The sequence below is a fragment of the Nonomuraea sp. NPDC046570 genome (assembly GCF_040645915.1).
Taxonomy (GTDB): Bacteria; Actinomycetota; Actinomycetes; order Streptosporangiales; family Streptosporangiaceae; genus Nonomuraea.
This window is the reverse complement of sequence record NZ_JBEYZF010000036.1, coordinates 1-20,496: the sequence shown is the minus strand read 5'-3', so window position 1 is coordinate 20,496 and position 20,496 is coordinate 1. Positions and strand designations below refer to the sequence as shown.

Below are 20,496 nucleotides of genomic sequence, written 5' to 3'. Positions count from 1 at the left end.
GAGTGATGTTCTGGTGGAGGTCATAGTGAACGGCATTCCGCTTCCTGCAGAGTTCGGCGAGAGAGCACGCGACATCCTGGCCGGGCGGATCCGGCCGGTCCCCGCGCGGGACGCCGCCACTGTGGTGGTCCTGCGCGAGGGGCCCGAGGTCTACCTCCTGCGGCGCAAGGCGACGATGGCCTTCGCCGCCGGGGCGTACGTCTTCCCCGGCGGGTCGGTGGATCCGCGGGACACCGACCATGCGGTCGCCTGGGCCGGGCCCTCTCCGAAGGAGTGGGGCGCGGTCTTCGGCGCCGACGACCAGACGGCGCGCGGGCTGGTCTGCGCCGCCGTACGGGAGACCTTCGAGGAGTCGGGGGTGCTGCTGGCGGGGCCCGGGGCCGATTCCGTGGTGGAGGACACCACGGGGGACGACTGGGAGGCCGACCGGCTCGCGCTGATCGACCGGAGCCTGGCCTTCGCCGACTTCCTGGACCGGCGCGGCCTGGTGCTCCGCTCGGACCTGCTCAAGCCGTGGGCGCACTGGATCACGCCCGAGATCGAGCACAAGCGGTTCGACACCCGCTTCTTCGTGGCCGCCCTGCCGTACGGCCAGCGCACCCGGGATGTGGGCGGCGAGGCGGACAAGGTGGTCTGGCAGACTCCCGCGGACGCGATCGGGCAGGCGGACCGGGGGGAGATCTTCCTCATGCCGCCCACCCGCCGCACGCTGAGTGAACTGGTCGCCTACGGCACGGTCGAGGAGGTCTTCGCAGCCACCCGTGAGATCATCACATTCCTGCCCGAGGCGGTCGAGATCGACGGGCGGTTCTGGCTGGTGACCCCCGAGTGAGCGGCCTGTACATCCCGCTGGCGGGCCCCGACGGCTCGCGTACCGATCACGCCGAGAACATCCTGGCCCCCAACCCGGGCGAGATGACGCTCGACGGCACCAACACCTGGGTCTTCGGCGCCGAGGACGTCATCGTGATCGACCCCGGCCCCGACGACGAGGCGCACCTGCAACGACTCGTGGAGCACCTGGGCGCCCGCCGGGTCCGGCACATCCTGCTGACCCACGGCCACCACGACCACAGCGGCGGCGCCCGCCGCCTCGCCGAACTGGTCAAGGCCCCGGTACGGGCGCTTGACCCACGCCACCGGCTGGGCGACGAGGGCCTCACCGACGGCGACGTGTTCACCGTGAACGACCTCGACCTGCGCGTGTACGGCACGCCGGGCCACTCGTTCGACTCGCTGTGCTTCTGGCTGCCCGACGACTCCGCCATGCTCACCGGGGACACCGTGCTCGGCCGGGGCACCACCGTGATCGCCCCCGACGGGAACCTGGCCGACTACCTGCGCAGCCTCGATCGGCTGCGCGCCCTGGCCGAGGAACTGGGCGCCGAGGCGCTGCTGCCGGGCCACGGGCCGGTGCTCGCCCACCCGATCGCCGCGCTGGACGGCTACCTGGCGCACCGGCGGATGCGCCTCGACCAGATCAGGGCGGCGAAGCAGGCCGGAGCGAAGACGCCGCGAGAGATCGTGGAGATCGTCTACGCGGACGTCGACGAGTCGCTCTGGTTCGCCGCCGAGATGTCGGTCCAGGCGCAGCTGGACTACCTGGAGCGGTTGTAGAGGCGGTCCATGTCGAGGATGACCACGGCCTTGGCCTCGATGCGCAGCCAGCCGCGCTGGGCGAAGTCGGCCAGCGCCTTGTTGACCGTCTCGCGTGAGGCGCCGACGAGCTGGGCCAGCTCCTCCTGAGTGAGGTCGTGGTGCACCCGCAGGCCGTCGTCGGCCCTGCTGCCGAAGCGCTCGGCCAGGTCGAGCAGAGCCTTGGCGACCCGGCCCGGCACGTCGGTGAAGACCAGGTCGGCCAGCACGTCGTTGGTCCTGCGCAGGCGCTGAGCCAGGGCGCGCAGCAGGTGCAGAGCGACCTCCGGGCGGCCGGTCAGCCACGGGCGCAGGTCGTCGTGGCCGAGCCCGGCCAGGCGCACGTCGGTGAGCGCGGCGGCCGTGGCCGTACGCGGGCGGGGGTCGAACAGGGACAGCTCGCCGAACATCTCGCTCGGGCCGAGCACGCTCAGCAGGTTCTCCCGGCCGTCGGGCGCGGTACGGGACAGTTTGATCTTGCCCTCGAGCACCACGTAGAGGCGGTCACCCGTCTCGTTCTCGCTGAACAGCGTCTGTCCCTTGGACAGCTGGATCTCGGTGATGCTCGTCCGCAGCGCGGCGGCGCTCTCGCGGTCGAGCGCGGCGAACAGGGGGGCCTTACCCAGCACGTCTTCGGTGTTCACTCTGCCTCCTTGTCTGCCATTGTGACGCACCCCACTTCAGAGGTCAGGAGTGGCCCATGCGCATAGGCTATGGGGATGTCCCCTGAGTCACGGCTCGCCCTGGTGCGTCGCGCCCGGCGGATGAACCGCATCCTGGCCGAAACGTATCCCGACGCCCACTGTGAGCTGGACTTCAGCAACCCGTTGGAGCTGCTGGTCGCCACGATCCTCTCGGCGCAGTGTACGGACAAACGGGTGAATATGGTTACTCCGGTCCTGTTCGCGAAGTACCCGACCGTCGAGGACTACGCGGCGGCCGACCCCGCCGAGATGGAAGAGATCATCCGGTCCACGGGCTTCTTCCGGGCCAAGACCAACAGCATCATCGGCATGGCCAGATCCGTCCGCGACCGCTACGGCGGCGCCGTGCCCGGCAAGCTCAAGGACCTGGTCACGCTGCCGGGCGTCGGCCGCAAGACGGCCAACGTGGTGCTCGGCAACGCCTTCGACGTCCCCGGCATCACCGTCGACACCCACTTCCAGCGGCTGACCAGGCGCTTCGGCTGGACCACCGAGACCGACCCGGTGAAGATCGAGCACGCCATCGGCGACCTGATCCCCAAGCGCGACTGGACCGTCATGTCGCACCGGCTGATCTGGCACGGCCGGCGCATCTGCCACGCCCGCCGACCGGCCTGCGGCGCCTGCTCACTGGCCGCCCTCTGCCCGTCGTACGGCACCGGCCCCACCGATGCCAAGCAGGCCGCCAAGCTGGTGCGGCCCGGCCCGTTCTCGTGAAGGGAAGCCGCAAGGCCCCGGCAGCGTTGGAGTCTTCGTGATCGAGGTGCCCGTCTGGCTCGACCGGCTCGCGGCCAAGGCCGAGCAGCATCCCGTGCCGGAGACGCTGCGCCCGCCCGCCCACGGCGGCGGGCGCCGTGCCGCCGTGCTCATGCTCTTCGGCGAGGGGCCGCACGGCCCCGACGTCCTGCTCATCCAGCGCAGCTCGCGCGGGCGCCGGCACGCCGGCCAGCCCGCCTTCCCCGGCGGCGGCGTCGACCCCGACGACGACGGCGCGATCGGCGCCGCGCTGCGCGAGGCCGCCGAGGAGACCGGCCTCGAACCGGCCGGGGTACGCGTCGTCCGCACACTGCCCGAGCTGTACGTCTGGCGCAGCGACAACCGGGTCACCCCCGTGATCGGCTGGTGGCACACGCCGAGCGCGGTGCACGCCGCCTCACCCGACGAGGTCGAGTCGGTCGAGCGGGTGCCGATCGCCGAGCTGGTCGACCCGGCCAACCGGGTCACGCTGCGGTACCCGACCGGCTACGCGGGCCCGGCGTTCAAGGTGCGCGGGCTGCTGGTGTGGGGGTTCACCGCGCTCGTCCTCGACGGGGCGCTGCGGGCCGGGGGGTTCGAGCGCGACTGGGATCCGGGGCGGGAGGAGGACCTACCGCCCGATGTCGTCAACCTGGCCGCCCGTGGTTAGCGCGATGCCCAGCGTCGCCCAGTCGGCCACGTCGTCGTCGCTGTCCTTCGCCAGCTCGCGCAGCGCGGCCAGGCCGGTGGGGTCGGGCGGGTTGCCGATCACGTTGGGCAGGGCGTAGGCGGCGCCGTACCGGACTCTGGGGTCCTCGCTGGCGGCCAGGTCGATCACCGACGGAAGCGAGCGGCGGTCGCCCAGGTGCCCGAAGGCGATCAGCACGGAGTAGAGGACCATCGGGTCCGTCTCGCTGGCCGCCAGGTAGCGCAGCACGGGCAGCGCGCGGTCCTTGAACCTGCCCAGCCTGCCCAGGATGTCGACGCCCAGCAGCCGCTCCGCCACGCTCTCGCCCGCGCACAGCCGCCTGGCCTCGGTGAACGTCTCCAGGTCGCCCCGCGCCTGCATGAGAGCGATCGCCTGCCAGCGCACCGGCCCGTCGGGATCGGCGTCCCGCAGAGCCGCCTCGATAAGATCGCGCACCGTTCCCCCGATCAGCGGCATACCGCACAAGCTAGCCGTTGGGCTGACGCGGTCCTAGCCGAAGACGTGCACGCTTGACCGTAACGCTGGATACCTTTGAACCGTGCGCGGTGATCTGCTTGACCTCATTCTGATCGGCCTTGTGATCGCCTTCGGCATCTCCGGGTACCGGCAGGGATTCATCATCGGCGTGCTCAGCTTCGTGGGGTTCGTGGGTGGGGCCGTGCTCGGCGTATTCATCGCGCCGCCGATCGCCAAAGCGGTGGTCGACGGCGATACCGAGCAGGCGCTGCTCGCCATCGTCATCGTCTTCCTGGCCGCCACGGTCGGCCAGTTCGCCTCCTCCACCCTCGGCGCCGTCGTGCGCAGCCATGTCACCTGGGAGCCGGCCAAGGTCGCCGACGCCGTGGGCGGCACGTTCGCCAGCGCGCTGTCAGTGCTGGTGATCGCCTGGCTGATCGGGTCGCTGATCGTCTCGACCTCGTTCACCGCGCTGAGCACCCAGGTCAAGGAGTCGCTGCTGCTGTCGACCGTCGACCAGGCGGTCCCGCAGGCGGCGCGGAACTGGCAGGGGCCGTTCAAGGAGTTCATCGACCGGTCGGAGTTCCCGCCGGTCTTCGACGCGATCGGCGCCGGGCAGTGGGTCGACGTGCCGCCGCCCGCCAAGAGCGTGCTGCAGGGCGCCAAGCTGACCAGGGCGCAGAAGGCGATCGTCAAGGTGCAGGGCAACGCGCCGAGCTGCGGCAAGCGCATCGAGGGCACCGGCTTCGTCTACGCCCCCGAGCGCATCATGACCAACGCGCACGTGGTCGCCGGCGTCACCCGGGACCTGAAGGTCACCGACTCCGCCAACGAGGTGCACGACGCCCAGGTGGTCCTGTACAACCCGCAGCGCGACATCGCCATCCTCCGGGTCCCCGGCCTCAACCTGCCCGTGCTCGCCTTCGACGGCACCGCGGAGAAGGGCGAGAGCGCCATCATCGCCGGATTCCCCAAGGGGCAGGGCTTCACCGCCGAGCCCGCCCGCATCCGGATCAGGCAGGAGGCCTCCGGCCCCGACATCTACCGGCGCTCGAACGTCACCCGCGAGGTGTACGCGATCCGCGGCAAGGTGCTGCCCGGCAACTCCGGCGGCCCGCTGCTCACCGTCGACGGCCGCGTCTTCGGCGTCATCTTCGCCGCCGCCACCAACCAGGAGGAGACCGGCTACGTGCTGACCGCCGGCGAGGTCCGCCCCGACGCGGTCAAGGGCGAACGGGACACCTCCCAGGCCGACACCCAGGACTGCGACTAGCCGAGCGCGGCCAGGATTTCGGTGATCGCCTTGGTGGGGTCGCTGTCGTGGTCCAGGGTGAGGGCCAGGCTCGCCACGGTGTCGTACGGGGGGCCGTAGGGCTGGATGCGGGCGGCGCCGCGGCTCAGCAGGGTCAGGGCGCCGCGGGGGTTGCCGCGCTGGAGGTGGGTGAGGCCGACGCAGACCTGGGCCAGGCCCTGCCACAGCTCGCGTTCCTCGGCGGGGGCGCACTTCCAGCGGCCCTCGAAGATCTCGTGGGCGTGGAAGGGGCGGCCCGCCTCCAGGTGCGACCTGGCGTCGGCGAGGGCCTGCGCGGTGGTGGGGGCGTAGTCGTCGGGCACGCGTTCGACGCCCTGCGTGCCGTACGGCAGGGGCCTGCCGTACTTGTCGCGGGGGCGGGCGTTGCGTGGCCGGCCGGCCGGGTCACGGTCCCTCATCGGCTCCTCATCGGTTCCTCATCGGTCGGGCTCGGCATCGGCCAGCCAGCCCAGCAGCTCGGCGTCGAACTCCTCCGGCGTCTCCTCGTGCGGGAAGTGCCCGGCGCCCTCGATGAGCCGCCAGCGGTACGGCGCGGCGACATGGCGGCCGGACCCCTGCGCGGTGCGCGGCAGGATGCACCGGTCCAGCGCGCCGTGCAACTGCAGTGTGGGCGCCTCGACCTCGGTGTGCATGGTCCTGGCGAAGCGCAGCCCGTCGGGGCGGAACTGGGAGCGGCCGAACCAGCGGTGGTACTCCAGCGCGCAGTGGGCGACGGCCGGGATGCGGAAGGCCTCCCGGTAGGTCCGCGAGGTGTCGGCGTCCGGCCAGCCGGGCCGCGACCAGGCGTCCAGCAGCCTGCCGACGAGCGCCCCCTCGTGCCGGGTCAGCCGGCGTTCGGGCAGCAGCGGAAGCTGGAAGCCGACGGCGTGCCGGCTGGCCTTGAGCTGGCCGAACGGGTCGGTGCGCAGCGCGCTGCGCAGCCGCAGTGGGTGCGCGGCGGCGACGGTGACCAGGCGGTGCACCGACTTGGGCGCGGTGACCGCCATCGTCCAGGCGAGCAGGCCGCCCCAGTCGTGGCCGACGACGATCGCGCCGGTCTCGCCGAGCGCCCTGATCAGGCCGGTGGCGTCGCCCGCCAGGGTGGGCAGGTCGTAGCCGCGCGGGGGCTTGTCGCTGCCGCCGTACCCGCGCAGGTCCACCGCGACCGCGCGGTAGCCGGCTGCGGGCAGGGTGGCGAGCTGGTGCCGCCAGGTCCACCAGAACTGCGGGAAGCCGTGCAGCAGGAGCACCAGCGGCCCCTCGCCGGCCTCCACGACGTGGAAGCGGGTGCCGCCGGCGTGTACGGCGCGGTGCGTCCAGGGGCCGTCGATCTGGGTGAAGGTCTCGTCAACGGCCATCTGGTTTCACCGGTTCCCTGTGCACGCCGAGCTGTCCGGCGGTGACCGGCAGCTCCTCCTCGGAAGAGGTGATCTCCTTGAGGCCCTTGATCGACCTGGTGGTGCGCTTCATGCCGGCCAGGCCCTTGAGCTTGCGGGTCCCGACGAAGACCAGCAGTGCCGCGACCAGCAGGTAGAAGATCGTGACGATGGTGAAGGCCAGCCACTGGGCGAGGCCGAGCTCGACCATGACGTACGCGATCGCGAACGAGGCCAGGATCAGGCACAGGTGTGCCATGAAGGCGGCGGCGGCGAACAGCCCCGCCGCGGTGCCGACCCGCTTGACGTCGAACCTGAGCTCGGCCTTGGCCAGCTCGATCTCCGAGCGCACCAGCGTCGAGATGTGGTCGCTCGCCTGGGCGACCAGCGCGCCCAGCGATTCTTCCTCGGGACTCTGCGACATGAACGTCTCCTATCCGGGCCCGGTGGCCATGTCAAACATCTTCCAGCGCATCTCGGCGGCTGCGCACCCGCACGTGCAGCAGAACCGCCGCCAGTATCGACGCCACCAGGCTGGCGGCGAGGATACCGGCGGTGACCGTCTGGGCGCGGACCGGGTCCTGACTGAAGGCCAGGTTGCCGATCAGCAGCGAGACCGTGAACCCGATGCCGCACAGCAGCGACACCGCGGCCATGTCCCGCCAGTGCAGCTCCTCGGACAGTCTGGCCAGGCCCAGCCGTACCGACAGCCAGGCGCCGCCGAACACGCCGAGGAACTTCCCGATCACCAGGCCGACCATCACCCCCAGGACTACCCGATCGGTGAAGATGGCGTTGAGGGTGCCGCCGCCGAGTGATACCCCGGCGGACAGGAACGCGAACACCGGCACCACGAAACCGGCGGAGATGGGCCTGATGTAGTGGTCGGCGAGTTCGGCGGGGGAGCTGTCCTCCTGGTCGGTGGTCGTCACGCGGGTGAGCAGGCCGAGCGCGACGCCCGCCACGGTGGCGTGCACGCCGCTGACCTCGACGAAGTACCAGGCGGCCACGGCCAGGGGGAGGTAGATCCACAGGCTGGTGACCTTGCGGTGCTGGAGCACGCCGTACACCGCGATCAGTGTGACGCCGGCCAGCAGCATGGGGACGTTCAGCCGGTCCGTGTAGAAGATCGCGATGATCGCGATGGCGCCGAGGTCGTCGACGACCGCGCAGGTCAGCAGGAACGCGCGGAGCGCGGCGGGCATCGCGCTCGCGGTCACGGCCAGGACGGCCAGCGCGAACGCGATGTCGGTCGCCGTCGGGATCGCCCAGCCCCGGCTCGCGCCCTCGGCTCCGGCGCTGATCGCCAGGTAGATGAGCGCCGGAACCACCATGCCGCACACCGCCGCGATGATCGGCAGGGCCGCCTTGCGCAGGTTGGCCAGCTCGCCGTGGACGAACTCCTCCTTGACCTCCAGGCCCGCCACGAAGAAGAAGATCGTCAGCAGGCCGTTCTGGGCCCACTGGACGAGTTCGAGGTTCAGGTGCAGGCTCTCGGGTCCGAACTTCGCCTGGCGCAGCGCTTCGTAGGACTCGGTCGACACGTTCGCCCAGATCAGCGCGGCGACGGTGGCGACCAGCATGATGATGCCGCCGATGGTCTCCGCGCGCAGTGCCTCGGCGAGCGTGCGAGCGTATCGGACGGTCGGTCGGAGCGGCCATACTTCGGCGGCTCGGCGCACGTGTACCCCCTCGGTGGGCTGGTGAGAGAGGTCGGTCCCCCCACACGCCGACCAGACTTCCCGGCACACCTGCTCGCCAGCCTATCCATACGTGCTTTTGACGCCTACCCGGGCATGACGAAGGGCCCGCGGGACGTCTCCCGCGGGCCCTGGTTCAGGTCGTCAGTCCTCGGACTTGGCCGAGGGCAGCTTCTCCGAGATCAGGTTCATCACCGTGCTGTCGGCCAGCGTGGTGACGTCCCCGACGCTGCGGTTCTCCGCCACGTCGCGCAGCAGACGCCGCATGATCTTGCCGGACCGCGTCTTGGGCAGCTCGGGCACGACCAGGATCTGGCGCGGCTTGGCGATCGGGCCGAGCGTCTTGGCCACATGGTCGCGCAGTTCCTTGGCGATGTCCGCGCCCTCCTCGGCGGAGCCGCGCAGGATGACGAAGGACACGATCGCCTGGCCGGTCACCGGGTCGGTGGCGCCCACGACCGCCGCCTCGGCCACCTTCGGGTGACTGACCAGCGCCGACTCCACCTCGGTGGTGGAGATGTTGTGGCCGGAGACGAGCATGACGTCGTCCACGCGGCCGAGCAGCCACAGGTCGCCGTCCTCGTCGCGCTTGGCGCCGTCGCCGGGGAAGTACATCCCCTCGAAGCGGGACCAGTAGGTGTCGATGTAGCGCTGGTCGTCGCCCCAGATCGTGCGCAGCATCGACGGCCACGGGTCGCGCACCACCAGGAAGCCGCCGCCGCCGTCGGGCACGCTGACGCCCTGGTCGTCGACCACGTCGGCGGTGATGCCCGGCAGCGGGCGCATCGCCGCGCCCGGCTTTGCGCTGGTCACGCCCGGCAGCGGGCTGATCATGATGGCGCCGGTCTCGGTCTGCCACCAGGTGTCGACCACCGGGCAGCGGTTGCCGCCGATGTGCTCGCGGTACCAGACGTAGGCCTCGGGGTTGATCGGCTCGCCGACGCTGCCCAGGATGCGCAGGGACGACATGTCGAACTTGGCGGGGATGTCGTCACCCCACTTCATGAACGTCCTGATCGCGGTGGGCGCGGTGTAGAGGATCGTCACCTTGTACTTCTGCACGACCTCCCAGAACCGGCCGCGGTGCGGGGTGTCGGGGGTGCCCTCGTAGATGACGCTGGTGGCGCCGTTGGCGAGCGGGCCGTACACGATGTAGGAGTGGCCGGTCACCCAGCCGATGTCGGCGGTGCACCAGTAGACGTCGGTCTCGGGCTTGAGGTCGAAGACCGCGTCGTGGGTCCAGGCCGTCTGGGTGAGGTAGCCGCCGGTGGTGTGCAGGATGCCCTTGGGGTTTCCCGTGGTGCCGCTGGTGTAGAGGATGTACAGCGGGTCCTCGGCGTCGTGCGGCTGCGGCTCGTGCTGGTCGCTCTGGCGCTCGACCAGGTCGTGCCACCAGATGTCCTTGTCCGTCAGCGCCACCTCCTGGCCGGTCCTGCGGACCACCAGGACGTTCTCGACCTGCGGCGTCTGCGCGACCGCCTCGTCCACCGTGGGCTTCAGCGCGCTCGGCGCGCCCCTGCGGTAGCCGCCGTCGGCGGTGATGACCAGCTTGGCGTCGGCGTCGTCGATGCGGCTCTTCAGCGCGGTGGCGGAGAAGCCGCCGAACACCACCGAGTGGATCGCGCCGATGCGGGCGCAGGCCAGCATCGCGATCGGCAGCTCGGGGATCATCGGCATGTAGATCGCCACCCGGTCGCCCTTGGCGACCCCGAGCTCCGCCAGCGCGTTGGCGGCCTTGTTGACCTCCCGCTGCAGGTCGGCATAGGTGAGGGTACGGCTGTCGCCTTCCGGCTCGCCTTCCCAGTGGTAGGCGACCTTGTCGCCGCGACCTGCCTCCACATGGCGGTCCACGCAGTTGTAGGCGACATTGAGCTGCCCGCCCACGAACCACTTGGCGAAGGGAGGGTTCCACTCCAGCGTGGTGTCCCACCGCTTGGTCCAGCTCAACCGGTCGGCCGCGCGCTCCCAGAAGGCCAGGCGGTCGGCCGCGGCCTCGTCGTAGGCGGCGGCGGTGACGTTCGCGGCCGCGGCGAGCTCGGCCGGCGGTGCGAACCGGCGGTTCTCATGAAGCAGGTTCGACAGCGCCTGAGTGTCGTTGCCAGGGGTCTCCGGGGCCACTTCGTTGCTCCTTCATATGGCCAGGTTGGATAGGTCGTGTCCCACTTCACCAGGCCGGAGGGCGTCACCACAAGAGGTCTAGACAGGTCTGTACCAACAGGTGATCCGGGCCGGTGAGATATCAGCGGGACATGACAAATGCTATTAAACCGTTGTCATCCTGAAATCTTAGAAATATCCGGCGTGGCGGCGGCGAGCGGTCGGAAGCTGTCGATAATCGGCTCTTCGGATTTGTGTTCGGGGCTGCCTGGAGTCTGTCTACTGGCGGGTAAGGTCGGGAGGCGTGAGCGATCCTTTGGCTGTCATCGCCGAGTTGCCGGGTGTGTCCGAGGCCGTGGAGGAGGCCCGCGAGGCCGTCGACCGGCTGTACCGGCACCGGGTCCTGCGCCGCCGCAGCCCCGCGGTCTCGGCTGAGTCGTCCCTGCGCGGAGCCCGCGCGTCCGCCGCTCTCGAAGGCGTCGACGTGCCGCTGGACGCGTTGCGGCGTGACGAGGTGTCCGATCCCGTGGTGCAGGGGGCGCTCCGGGCGTCCGCCGAGATGGGGCGGCTCGGCGGGACGTGGCGGACGGCACCCCGGCAGGTGCTGGCCCGCCTGCACACCGTGGCGGCGGCCGGCTTGGTTCCGGAGGCGGACCTGGGGCGTCCCCGAGGCGGCGGCCAGGTGGTCTCGGACCCGCTCGGGCTCGGCGCCGCGCCCGAGGGCGAGGAGCTGGCCGTTCGGATGGAGGGGCTGGTCAAGCTGCTCATGAGCCCGACCAAGGCGCCGGCGCTGGTGCTCGCCGCGATCGTGCACGCCGAGCTTGCCGTACTCCGGCCCTTCGGCACCGCCGACGGCGTCGTCGCGCGCACCGCCGAGCGGCTCACGCTGGTCGAACACGGCCTCGACCCCAAGTCCCTGGCCGCCGTCGAGGTCGGACACCTGGAACTCCCGTACGCCGACGGCCTGAGGTCCTACCTCTCGGGCACCGGCGAGGGCGTCGCCGCGTGGGTACGGCAGTGCGCCTCGGCGGTCGTGCTCGGGGTGCGCGAGACCACGGCCATCTGCGAGGCGCTGCAGCGGGGGTAGATCGTGCATAGCGGACGGCGTCCCAGAACTGAGACGCCGTCTGCCGGTGCGTCACACCGGGTTACCAAGCGTGCACCTTGATTCGTCGGAGCGGGTCAAGCCCGTCTCGACGCGCCTCCCGCGGCTGGTCGCGCGTGGGTACCCGGCTGACGCACCCGGACATGTCGTCCGTGAAACCTTTGTACGTCGGATTCCACCTGATGGGAACCCCTGCGACCAAGACCTTTACTCCCGCGTGGACAGGGGTCTCACGGCGAGCCTCACTCGCGTTCGGCGGTCTTGGCGGGAGTCGCCAGGGTGATGACACAGGGTGATCGTGGGATGGGTTGCACCATGTAGTCGTCCGGCTACGGGCAAAAAAACTAGCGAAAATACGAGATTACTCCTCGACGAAACTCGAGTTGATCGGGCAGCATACGGTGGTATCTCCTGAAACTGGGGCGACTGTGCATGGGATTGCGTTGCATGTCCCTTGCCATGCTCTGGTCAAGTGTTGAAAGCTTTCTTCTGAAACGGGCCCGGCTCTACCCCCCCGGAGCCGGACCGGTCAGGCGACCCCCGCTCTCCCCCCCGGCGGGGGTCGCCCCTTTTCTCCAGGAGCCTTGACCGCTCACCTTGGGAGATCGGCTGGTGTTGTCGATGAGGGCATGGGGCGCGGCGATCGTGCTGGGGGCGCTGGTCCTGGCCGACGGATCCGGGGCCGCCAGGCGGCGAACGACCGCCGGGAACTGGCGACCGGCCCGGTGGCGGCGCTCAAGCGGGCCCTGGTCAAGGGGTACGGCGTCAGGTTCTCGCAGGTAGAGGTCCGAGTGACCAGGGGCGACCGGGGACGCGGACTCGACCTGACAACCAAGAGCGGCGGGCGGGTGGAGTTCGGTGCCGGCGACATCGTGGCGGCAAGGGGTACCGTGCCACGCTGGGGCTCGGCCGCATCGGCGTACTGGACCCCGTGATCCTCAAGGCGGTGCTCGCCACCACCAGAACCAGGAGCCCGGCGGGCGGCGGCACCACCCGCTACGAGGGGACGATCACGCTGGGCCAGTTGGCCGAGGTCACCCCTTGGCTCAGGTCCGCGCTCCGTGGAGTGTTCGACCGCGAGGACAAGAAGAGCAAGATCCTTTGGCGGCTGTGGATAGGGAAGGACCAACTGGTCAGGCGGGGCTGGACCTCGTATACGCAGCCAGGGCCGAGGGGCACCGACGTCAACGTGCACAAAGTCATCGACATGCGGCTGACGGGCTGGGGCGGCAAGGTCAAGATCAAGACGCCGCCGACGGCCCAGGTGGTGCCCGGTCGCACCGGCTGACGGCGCTCTCGTGCGCTGTGTTCAGTGGCAGGCCGCGTAGAGCTGTCCACAGGCAGTCCGCGCACGCGTCGCACTTGTCCACAGAACGGCGTTCGGCCGCCGCGCCCCCTCACCCTCCTCGCCAAAGTGGGCCTCCGATCGACAGGAGGCCCCATGACCCGCCCGCTCGTCATCACCGAAGACCACGAGCTCCTCGACGACCTCGTCCGCATCGCCGCGGCGGCGGGCGCCCACCTCGACGTCGCCCACGCCCCCCTCCACGCCAGACCCTTCTGGAACCAGGCCCCGCTGGTGGTGGTCGGCGAAGACCTGGCCGACGCCCTGTCGGCGACCGGCCCCCCGGGGCGCGGGCGCGTGTTCCTGGCGACGCGCGAGAGCACCCCCGACACCTGGCGCCGCTGCGTCGCCGTGGGCGCCCAGCACGTGGTCGAACTCCCCTCCGGCGAACGGCACCTCGTCGAGGAGTTCGCCGACGTCATGGAGCCCGCGCCACGGGCCGGGGTGATCGTGTGCGTGGCGGGCGGGCGCGGCGGCGCGGGCGCCAGCGTCCTGTCGGCCTGCCTGGCCCTCACCGCCTCCCGCCGCGACCGGCGCACCCTCCTGCTCGACGCCGACCCGCTCGGCGGCGGCATCGACGCGCTGCTCGGCCAGGAGGAGGCCACCGGAGCCAGGTGGACGGACCTGGTGGCCCGCGAAGGACGAGTGAGCTCGGCCGCCCTGCGGGCCGCCCTCCCCGCGTACGGCGACCTGACCGTCCTGTCCTTCCACCGGGGCGAGGTCGAGGCGATCCCGCCCGAGGCGATGCGCTCGGTGCTGGAAGCCGGACGGCGCGGCTTCGACCTCGTGGTCGTCGACCTGCCGCGCCACCTCGACCCCGCCGCCACCGAGGCGCTCAGCCGCAGCGCCACGACCCTCCTGGTCGTCACAGCCGACGTACGCGGCGTCCTGGCCGCAGCCCAGGTGCTCAGCGAGATCTCCCGCAACACCACCGACGTGCGCGCGATCATCCGCCCCGGCGTGCTCGACGACGACGTGGTGGCCTCCTCCCTGGACGTGCCCTGCGCGGGCGCCCTCCCCGACCAGCCCCGCCTGTCAGCGGCCCTCAACAGAGGCGAGATGCCCGCCCTCACCGACCGAACCCCGCTCGGCCGCCTCTGCGTCTCCCTCCTGTCCGACCTCCTCACGCCATGACCACTCACGACGCCTCACCCGGCCCGGCTCCCAGAGCACTGGTCGAGGCCGTCCGGGTGCGGCTGGCGCGCACTGGCGTGGAGCCGAGCGCCGCCCAGGTCGCGCTGGCCCTGCGCGCCGAGAAGTCCGTGTACGGCGACGCCGAGATCCTCGCCGTCACCCGCGCTCTGTGCGCCGACCTCATCGGCGCGGGCCCGCTCGAACCCCTGCTCGCCGAGCCCGACGTGACCGACGTCCTGGTCAACGGCCCTCGCGAGGTCTGGGTCGACGACGGCGACGGTCTTCGCCGTACCAGCGTGACCTTCCCCGACGACAGTGCCGTCCGCCGCCTCGCGCAGCGACTGGCCGCAGCCGCCGGTCGCCGCCTCGACGACGCCTCCCCGCACGTCGACGCCCGCCTGACCGGCGGGGTGCGCCTCCACGCGGTCCTTCCCCCGATCGCCTCGGGCGGCACCAGCATCTCGCTGCGCCTGCCGCCCCGCCGTACCTTCGCTCTCCCCGACCTCGTCCGGGCGGGCACCGTCGCCCCCGAAGCCGTCCCACTCCTCACCGCCGTCGTCGAGACCCGCCTGGCGTTCCTCGTCACGGGCGGCACCGGCACCGGCAAGACCACCATGCTGTCGGCCCTGCTCTCCCTCGCCGACCCGGGCGAACGCCTCCTCCTGGTCGAAGACTCCGCCGAACTACGCCCCCTCCACCCGCACGTCGTCCGCCTGGAATCCCGCCCCGCCAACCTGGAGGGCGCAGGCGGCGTGGGCCTGCGCGACCTGGTACGGCAGGCACTGCGCATGCGTCCCGACCGGGTCGTCGTGGGAGAGGTGAGAGGAGCGGAGGTGGTCGACCTCCTCGCGGCGCTCAACACCGGCCACGAGGGCGGCTGCGGCACCCTGCACGCCAACACGGCTGCCGACGTGCCCCCGAGGCTGGAAGCGCTGGCCTGCGCCGCCGGGCTGAGCCGGGAAGCGGTCCACAGCCAGCTCGCCGCCGCCCTCGACGTCGTCATCCACCTCACCCGAGGCCGCGACGACGGCCGCCGCCGCATCGCGGAGATCTGCCTGCTCACCCGCGGCCCCTCGGGCTTCGTGGAATCACACCCCGCCATGACCTTCGCCGGAGACGGTCGGGCACGGGCGGGCCCGGCCTACGAGGCGCTGGCGGCACGGGCGCCCATCTCGCCCCCACGACCGTTCCTGCCAAGTGAAGGTCTCGCATGGCCGCGATAGCCGCCCTGGCCGCCGCCCTCGCGGTGTGGATGTGGACAGCGCCCACCCCCGCCCAACTCCGCGTCGACCGGCTGCTCATCGGCAAACGCCCACACAGCCGCCCGCTCTTCACCCGCCCACGCCCCGCCCGCCGAGCCGAAGCATGGCGCACGGCTTGCATCGAGCTGTGCCACGCCCTCTCGGCGGAACTGGCCGCCGGTCGTACCGCTGGAGAAGCTCTGGCCAGAGCCGTCGACGCCGTGGACTTTCCCGATGCCGAAGCGATGCGCCCGCTCCTGGCGGCGGCCAGAGACGGCGGCGACGTGGTGGCGGCGCTCGTGGCGGCGAGCTCGGTGCCCGGCGGGGAAGGGTTACGGAGGCTGGCGGCGTGCTGGGATGTGAGCGTGACCGTGGGGGCCGGGTTGGCGGCCCTCGTCGACCGGGTCGGCGCATCCCTGCGCACCGCCCAGGCGCACCGCCAGGACATCTCCGCCCAACTCGCCGGTCCTCGCGCGACCGCCAGAATGCTTGCCGGGCTTCCCGTGCTGGGGCTTGTACTCGGTGGTGCCATGGGGATGCGTCCGCTCGACTTCCTGTTCGGCAGCCTTCCCGGAGCCGCCTGCCTGGTTACAGGGGTGGGGCTGAACGCTTGCGGTCTCTGGTGGACGCATCGCATGGCCGGCCGGGCGGAGAACGTGTGACACCGTCCCGTCCGGTTGCGGACATATGCCAACGCGCTCGGCGGCAGCCGGATCCGGTGTGCCACCGCATGCCGTGTCCGCCTGAGGCCGCTCTCAACACTTCAACGGTGTTCATGTCAGGAGATATGTCAATGATCGAGGTGGTGTCGATCCTGTGTGCCTGTGTGGCGGTGTGGCTGTGGATCTCGCCGAGGACGCCGGCCGAACGCCTCAACGCCCTGCGCCCACCCGGCAGCGCGTCGAACCCGAACAGCCTGGCGAAGGACGTTCCCGCCGTTACGGAAGCCGCTCCAGACTGGCTCGAATCGGGCGCCGTAGGCGGGGCCGATCGCCGTACGCTGCTCTCTGGCGGTTGCGCGGGACTCTGCGTGGGTGCAGTCGTGGGGGGTGTCACCGGCATCGTGGCCGGGGTGGTCGTCGCGGTGGTCGTCGTCGCTCTCGTACATCGGCGCGTGCCTCCCGAAGTCCGTCGCGATCGGGAACGCATCACCGCCGACCTTCCTTTCGCCGCCGACCTCATGGTGTCCTGCCTGCAGGCCGGCCAGCCCGTGAGCGCGGCGACCGAGATAGCGGCCGAAGCGATCGGCGGGCCGCTCGGCAGGAGGCTCGCCTGGGTGAGCGGGCAGTTGCGTCTGGGAGCCGATCCGGAGCCCGCGTGGGCGACGCTGGGCGGGGAGTCGTCGATGGGGCAGTTGTCGAGAGCGATGAGCCGCGCGGCCCAGAGCGGGGCTCCCGTCGCGGACGTCCTCACCCGCCTCGCCGACGACGCCCGCCAATCCGCTCACGCCACCGCCGTCGCCGCGGCCCGCCGCGTCGGCGTACAAGCCGTGGCACCACTGGGATTGTGCTTTCTGCCTGCGTTCGTGCTCCTGGGCATCATTCCAGTGGTTGCAGGCCTCGCGAGCGCGGTCGTCTTCCCTTAGCGGGGGAGGGCGTGGGATGCGGGCGGGGGCGTGGGAGGTGGGCGGAGGGAGAGTGGGATGACGAAGGGCACCGCAGGGATAGCGGCTGCCCTGGGGACACGGCATTTCCAAGACGGAGCGGCGTAGCCAGTCACCGTTCGGACAAGCGCTCTTCGAGTTCCCTCCAAAGTGCCGCATCCTTGGCGGTCGGGCCGTGACGGAGCCTCCGCTACGGAACATCTGCCACGGAACCTTTGCCGCTGACCTACACCCTGCATCTCCTGACCTTTGGGTCTTGCCCGAGCGGCCTGCTCGCTGCGTCTTCCCTGGCTACGTCTTCCCTTTCATCGAGCGTCGGCGGCGCGCAGGCAGTCGGCGGTGGTGGCGGCGGTTTCGCCGGCGCGGCGTAGTCCGCCGCGTCTTCTCGGTCCGCCGTGCGCCACGTCATCTCATATTCCCGTGCGCGGCCGCGTCCTCTTGTTCCCTCGTGGGACCGCGTCCTCTTGTTCTCCCGTGCGGGACCGCTCGTTCTCCCGTGCGGGACCGCGTCTTCTCGTCCCCTTTGCGCGCAGCGTCTCCGTATGCAGCCGTGCGGTGCGTCTCCGCGTATCCGCCGTGCGCTGGGTCTTCGTGTTACCGTCCGCGGCCACCCGCTTGGCCCGCCCGCCCGCCCGCGCGCTGGCGGCTGGCAGGTGGCGTTCCACGGGTGGTGACCCGTCTTGTCCACAGGTAGTCCCCGGACGAAGCTCGTTATCCCCAGAACCCCGTTCGGCTCCCAGAAGACTCTCCCTCGTCAACGAACCTGATCCCACCGCCGGGCAACCTCCCGGCCCTCACCACAGGAGGAACGATGCGAGAGTCGACCGCCAATCCGCCCACCACCGGTCACCCTGCCGAATCCATGCGTCCGCCAGCACCCAGGCCAGCTGCGCGCACCGGGCGACTTCTTACCCGCCTCAACGCATGGTGGATTGCCTGCCTGGCGCAGCGCCCCCGACCAGGCCTCGACCGCGGCATGTCCACCGCCGAGTACGCCGTAGGCACGATCGCCGCCTGCGCATTCGCCGCACTGCTCTTCAAAGTCGTCACCAGCACGGAAGTGCAGGAAATGCTCACCACCCTCGTCAACCGCGCCCTGAACACGGCCGACTGAGGCTCCCATGCACCAGAACGCGCGGCGCAGAGCACGTTCAAGAGGCTCGGTAACGGCAGAAACCGCCGCCGTCCTGCCCGCGCTGATGGTGGTGCTCGCAGCAGCCCTCTGGGCGGTGGGCGCGGTGGAAGCCCACCTGAAATGCGTCGACGCGGCCCGCGCGGGAGCCCGGGCCGCAGCCAGAGGCGAGCCACTCGACCAGGTACGCAGCCGAGTCTCGAACGCGGCACCCCCCGGCGCCTCGGTGGAGATCAACAGAGAAGCCGGCACCACCCGAGTAGAAGTCTCAGCCCCAATCAAACCTCCGTGGGGCCCCACGCTTCCTGCAGTCGACGTATCCGCCACCGCCGTCTCCGCGACTGAACCCGGCGCAGAAGAAGCAGGCTCCTCACTGCCATAACCGCGCCCCCTCATCCGCCAAGAGAACACGGTTAAGAGGGGCCAAGGCTGAGCCGAGGCAGGGCAACACGGGGAGACCGGGAGGCTCGGCAAGGAGGACAGGCCGCGCCAGTGGCCGGAGCCGGAGCCGGAGCCGGAGCCGGAGCCGGAGCCGGAGCAGGGGCAGAAGCCGGAGCAGAAGCAGGGGCAGAAGCCGGAGCAGGATCAAGGCCGGAGCAGGAGCGGAGTGGTGGAGGTGAGAGGTGACAGAGAGGGCGAGTTGGGGCGATCGCGGGAGGGCGGTCCGGCTGCCCGATCACGCGACCCCTGGCCGGAGGGTGACACAGAGGGTGAGTTAGGCGATGCGGGAGGGCCGAAGGGCGTAGTGAACGTGAGGTTGAAGCGCGCGCTGAGTGCCGCAGTAGAGAGGTGATGGGGAGCACGAAGGCCAGGCCGGGAGCGCAGTCAGCATGCCGGAGCCGGAGGAGGACGTGGTCTCGGCTCCGGAGGCGAAGGACCCGGCACAGCGAGAGAGGGCCGGCGTGCAGGAAGGCGGCTGCGACTGAGCGTCCGAATGATCAGCGCACGGATGATCAGCAGGCGGATGATCAGGGTGCAAGTGATCAGGCCGTCCGCAGGGGGCTGACAAGGCATTGGAACCCTTGCAGCCCGGAACGGGGTGGGGGGCGGCTATTGGAGAAGGAGGTTGGCGGTGGTGAGCTTGGTTCCACTGGATGGGGCTGTGGCTGGTGGGCAGCCGGTCGATGTTGGGCGGATTGATCGAGCCGACGGGCTCATCGACGAGGCGGAAGGCACCTTCGGGGACGCACGGGAACAGGGCCGGTTTCGGCGCGGTGGTCGGTGTTCTTGTCGGAATCTGCTGGCAGCCAACACCCCGTCCCGCAAGCGATCTCGGGTGAAGGACAGGGGGTCGGCGACGATCTGGTGTGTGGCTGTCATGGGATTGGTGCTGATGGTGGGGATGACCTTCGCGATCGTGGGGGCCGCGAGGGTCGCGCATCATCGGGCACAGAGTGCCGCGGACTTGAGCGCCTTGGCAGCGGCACGGCGGGCCTTCGCCGACCCAGTCGAGGCTTGCGCACATGCGGCGACGCTGGCGCAGGCGAACGGCGCAGTGCTACTCGAGTGCGCGATCATCGAGCCTGTCGCCGAGGTGACGACCTCAGTCAGCTTCGCCCTCCCCGGCCTGGGAACCCGCGCCGTCACGGGACACGCCCGCGCCGGCCCTGCTGAGATCGACCCCGGCCGTTCCCACTGAATGCGGCATCCCACCAGGGACGCGGCTCCGCCCGCGATGCCGCATCCCACCAGGGACGCGGGCGGAGATCTGAGCGACTCCCGGGCGACTTCGAGACGATCACCGAACACGCCAGTTCACTGGACGAGACCGTCTGGCGTGCATGGCCGCAGACGGGCTGGTGATCTCAGCGGAGGGCCTTGCCTGAAATCCCGTTGAGAACATCGGGCGACCCACGTTCTCATGGGATCAACGAACAGGAAGGAAGATCGTGGTGAACTGTGCCGGAGCATAAGCAGCCCAGGCCATCCAACACCCGCGCGGTCGGCGACCGCCTCAAGCTTCATCGACACGATGTGCGGGCCGATGGCCGGGACTACCGAGTGATCACACTCCGGCCTGGCACAAGGGCCCGATTCTCCACAAACCACTACCACCAGACCTGGCGCATCCTTTCCGACCCACACGGTGCGCTCCTGCTCAGCCGCCTACTGTGGGGCCTGTCCTACCAACAGCAGGCCCCTCCCTGTCAAAATGGATAGAGGTAGCAAACAGGCATAAAACTCTGTGCTGAGGGTGGGGAAGGAGTCATCCCTTCGTGGGAGCAAGTGAACA

General features: G+C 70.5%; 22 protein-coding genes. 15 read left to right on the top strand and 7 right to left on the bottom strand.

Translation table 11 applies throughout. The features are described from left to right. Positions 1 to 25 precede the first annotated feature (25 nt). Both ABZ911_RS35800 and ABZ911_RS35795 read left to right on the top strand, forming a co-directional pair. The gene (locus ABZ911_RS35800; RefSeq protein WP_358066494.1) at positions 26 to 832 is read left to right on the top strand and encodes an NUDIX hydrolase; all 807 of its coding nucleotides are present in this window, start codon (positions 26 to 28) and stop codon (positions 830 to 832) included. Further along, positions 829 to 1,617 (top strand): MBL fold metallo-hydrolase, encoded by a 789-nt coding sequence (locus ABZ911_RS35795; RefSeq protein ID WP_358066491.1) that lies wholly within the window; start codon positions 829 to 831, stop codon positions 1,615 to 1,617. Before ABZ911_RS35800 ends, ABZ911_RS35795 begins: the two co-directional genes overlap by 4 nt. On the opposite strand, the gene ABZ911_RS35790 is transcribed toward ABZ911_RS35795, so the two are convergent. Continuing rightward, positions 1,599 to 2,279: a Crp/Fnr family transcriptional regulator gene (locus ABZ911_RS35790; RefSeq protein ID WP_358066488.1), complete on the bottom strand. Its 681-nt coding sequence runs from the start codon at positions 2,277 to 2,279 to the stop codon at positions 1,599 to 1,601. The genes ABZ911_RS35795 and ABZ911_RS35790 overlap by 19 nt on opposite strands. A gap of 69 nt (positions 2,280 to 2,348) precedes the next feature. Between ABZ911_RS35790 and nth the strand changes: the two genes are divergently transcribed. After that, positions 2,349 to 3,056 carry an endonuclease III gene (gene nth, locus ABZ911_RS35785; RefSeq protein ID WP_358066485.1) on the top strand — a complete coding sequence of 236 codons (708 nt, stop codon included), beginning with the start codon at positions 2,349 to 2,351 and terminating at the stop codon, positions 3,054 to 3,056. A 37-nt stretch (positions 3,057 to 3,093) separates the two neighbouring features. After that, the gene (locus ABZ911_RS35780) at positions 3,094 to 3,744 is read left to right on the top strand and encodes a CoA pyrophosphatase (protein ID WP_358066482.1); all 651 of its coding nucleotides are present in this window, start codon (positions 3,094 to 3,096) and stop codon (positions 3,742 to 3,744) included. Here the strand turns inward: ABZ911_RS35780 and ABZ911_RS35775 are convergent. Further along, complete coding sequence (locus ABZ911_RS35775; protein ID WP_358066479.1) at positions 3,706 to 4,239, bottom strand: HEAT repeat domain-containing protein; 534 nt, start codon at positions 4,237 to 4,239, stop codon at positions 3,706 to 3,708. The genes ABZ911_RS35780 and ABZ911_RS35775 overlap by 39 nt on opposite strands. Positions 4,240 to 4,321: 82 nt before the next feature. Here ABZ911_RS35775 and ABZ911_RS35770 point away from each other — a divergent pair, with 82 nt between their 5' ends. Beyond that, positions 4,322 to 5,512: a MarP family serine protease gene (locus ABZ911_RS35770; RefSeq protein ID WP_358066476.1), complete on the top strand. Its 1,191-nt coding sequence runs from the start codon at positions 4,322 to 4,324 to the stop codon at positions 5,510 to 5,512. Here ABZ911_RS35770 and ABZ911_RS35765 read toward each other — a convergent pair. The 5 genes from ABZ911_RS35765 to acs all read right to left on the bottom strand — a co-directional run bounded on the left by ABZ911_RS35765 (position 5,509) and on the right by acs (position 10,724). Next, the gene (locus ABZ911_RS35765; RefSeq protein ID WP_358066473.1) at positions 5,509 to 5,949 is read right to left on the bottom strand and encodes a DUF309 domain-containing protein; all 441 of its coding nucleotides are present in this window, start codon (positions 5,947 to 5,949) and stop codon (positions 5,509 to 5,511) included. The two genes, ABZ911_RS35770 and ABZ911_RS35765, sit on opposite strands and share 4 nt — an antisense overlap. Positions 5,950 to 5,967: 18 nt before the next feature. Beyond that, a complete protein-coding gene (locus ABZ911_RS35760) occupies positions 5,968 to 6,888 on the bottom strand; it encodes an alpha/beta hydrolase (RefSeq protein ID WP_358066470.1) in 921 nt (306 codons plus the stop codon). Then, entirely contained in the window at positions 6,878 to 7,330 is a 453-nt protein-coding gene (locus ABZ911_RS35755) for a phage holin family protein (protein WP_358066467.1), read from the bottom strand. Before ABZ911_RS35755 ends, ABZ911_RS35760 begins: the two co-directional genes overlap by 11 nt. A 31-nt stretch (positions 7,331 to 7,361) precedes the next feature. Further along, the gene (gene nhaA / locus ABZ911_RS35750; RefSeq protein WP_358066464.1) at positions 7,362 to 8,588 is read right to left on the bottom strand and encodes a Na+/H+ antiporter NhaA; all 1,227 of its coding nucleotides are present in this window, start codon (positions 8,586 to 8,588) and stop codon (positions 7,362 to 7,364) included. A gap of 162 nt (positions 8,589 to 8,750) precedes the next feature. Further along, complete coding sequence (gene acs / locus ABZ911_RS35745) at positions 8,751 to 10,724, bottom strand: acetate--CoA ligase (protein ID WP_358066461.1); 1,974 nt, start codon at positions 10,722 to 10,724, stop codon at positions 8,751 to 8,753. Between the two features lie 283 nt (positions 10,725 to 11,007). Between acs and ABZ911_RS35740 the strand changes: the two genes are divergently transcribed. The 10 genes from ABZ911_RS35740 (at position 11,008) to ABZ911_RS35695 (ending at position 19,902) form a co-directional block, all read left to right on the top strand. Continuing rightward, positions 11,008 to 11,790: an oxidoreductase gene (locus ABZ911_RS35740; RefSeq protein ID WP_358066458.1), complete on the top strand. Its 783-nt coding sequence runs from the start codon at positions 11,008 to 11,010 to the stop codon at positions 11,788 to 11,790. Between the two features lie 647 nt (positions 11,791 to 12,437). Continuing rightward, on the top strand, positions 12,438 to 12,743 hold the full coding sequence (locus ABZ911_RS35735; protein WP_358066455.1) for a hypothetical protein: 306 nt from the start codon (positions 12,438 to 12,440) through the stop codon (positions 12,741 to 12,743). Further along, entirely contained in the window at positions 12,740 to 13,096 is a 357-nt protein-coding gene (locus ABZ911_RS35730) for a hypothetical protein (protein WP_358066452.1), read from the top strand. The genes ABZ911_RS35735 and ABZ911_RS35730 overlap by 4 nt, the downstream gene beginning before the upstream one ends. A gap of 153 nt (positions 13,097 to 13,249) precedes the next feature. Continuing rightward, positions 13,250 to 14,287, top strand: coding sequence for a septum site-determining protein Ssd (gene ssd / locus ABZ911_RS35725; RefSeq protein WP_358066449.1), 1,038 nt, complete (start codon positions 13,250 to 13,252; stop codon positions 14,285 to 14,287). Next, positions 14,284 to 15,510, top strand: coding sequence for a TadA family conjugal transfer-associated ATPase (locus ABZ911_RS35720; protein WP_358066446.1), 1,227 nt, complete (start codon positions 14,284 to 14,286; stop codon positions 15,508 to 15,510). Before ssd ends, ABZ911_RS35720 begins: the two co-directional genes overlap by 4 nt. Then, the gene (locus tag ABZ911_RS35715; RefSeq protein WP_358066444.1) at positions 15,498 to 16,190 is read left to right on the top strand and encodes a type II secretion system F family protein; all 693 of its coding nucleotides are present in this window, start codon (positions 15,498 to 15,500) and stop codon (positions 16,188 to 16,190) included. Before ABZ911_RS35720 ends, ABZ911_RS35715 begins: the two co-directional genes overlap by 13 nt. A 131-nt stretch (positions 16,191 to 16,321) precedes the next feature. Next, a complete protein-coding gene (locus ABZ911_RS35710; RefSeq protein ID WP_358066441.1) occupies positions 16,322 to 17,113 on the top strand; it encodes a type II secretion system F family protein in 792 nt (263 codons plus the stop codon). A gap of 829 nt (positions 17,114 to 17,942) precedes the next feature. Next, positions 17,943 to 18,245, top strand: a complete 303-nt coding sequence (locus ABZ911_RS35705) for a DUF4244 domain-containing protein (protein ID WP_358066438.1) — start codon at positions 17,943 to 17,945, stop codon at positions 18,243 to 18,245. Positions 18,246 to 18,252: 7 nt separating this feature from the next. Continuing rightward, positions 18,253 to 18,645 (top strand): TadE family type IV pilus minor pilin, encoded by a 393-nt coding sequence (locus ABZ911_RS35700; RefSeq protein ID WP_358066435.1) that lies wholly within the window; start codon positions 18,253 to 18,255, stop codon positions 18,643 to 18,645. A 690-nt stretch (positions 18,646 to 19,335) separates the two neighbouring features. Beyond that, positions 19,336 to 19,902, top strand: coding sequence for an Rv3654c family TadE-like protein (locus ABZ911_RS35695; RefSeq protein WP_358066432.1), 567 nt, complete (start codon positions 19,336 to 19,338; stop codon positions 19,900 to 19,902). Positions 19,903 to 20,496 lie beyond the last annotated feature (594 nt).

Excerpts from the sequence above, each read along its gene's own strand:
- nth (WP_358066485.1), top strand. The coding sequence starts at position 2,349 with ATGGGGATGTCCCCTGAGTCACGGCTCGCCCTGGTGCGTCGCGCCCGG.
- ABZ911_RS35775 (WP_358066479.1), bottom strand. The coding sequence starts at position 4,239 with ATGCCGCTGATCGGGGGAACGGTGCGCGATCTTATCGAGGCGGCTCTG.
- ABZ911_RS35765 (WP_358066473.1), bottom strand. The coding sequence starts at position 5,949 with ATGAGGGACCGTGACCCGGCCGGCCGGCCACGCAACGCCCGCCCCCGC.
- ABZ911_RS35760 (WP_358066470.1), bottom strand. The coding sequence starts at position 6,888 with ATGGCCGTTGACGAGACCTTCACCCAGATCGACGGCCCCTGGACGCAC.
- ABZ911_RS35755 (WP_358066467.1), bottom strand. The coding sequence starts at position 7,330 with ATGTCGCAGAGTCCCGAGGAAGAATCGCTGGGCGCGCTGGTCGCCCAG.
- ABZ911_RS35735 (WP_358066455.1), top strand. The coding sequence starts at position 12,438 with ATGGGGCGCGGCGATCGTGCTGGGGGCGCTGGTCCTGGCCGACGGATC.
- ssd (WP_358066449.1), top strand. The coding sequence starts at position 13,250 with ATGACCCGCCCGCTCGTCATCACCGAAGACCACGAGCTCCTCGACGAC.
- ABZ911_RS35720 (WP_358066446.1), top strand. The coding sequence starts at position 14,284 with ATGACCACTCACGACGCCTCACCCGGCCCGGCTCCCAGAGCACTGGTC.
- ABZ911_RS35715 (WP_358066444.1), top strand. The coding sequence starts at position 15,498 with ATGGCCGCGATAGCCGCCCTGGCCGCCGCCCTCGCGGTGTGGATGTGG.
- ABZ911_RS35710 (WP_358066441.1), top strand. The coding sequence starts at position 16,322 with ATGATCGAGGTGGTGTCGATCCTGTGTGCCTGTGTGGCGGTGTGGCTG.
- ABZ911_RS35705 (WP_358066438.1), top strand. The coding sequence starts at position 17,943 with ATGCGAGAGTCGACCGCCAATCCGCCCACCACCGGTCACCCTGCCGAA.
- ABZ911_RS35700 (WP_358066435.1), top strand. The coding sequence starts at position 18,253 with ATGCACCAGAACGCGCGGCGCAGAGCACGTTCAAGAGGCTCGGTAACG.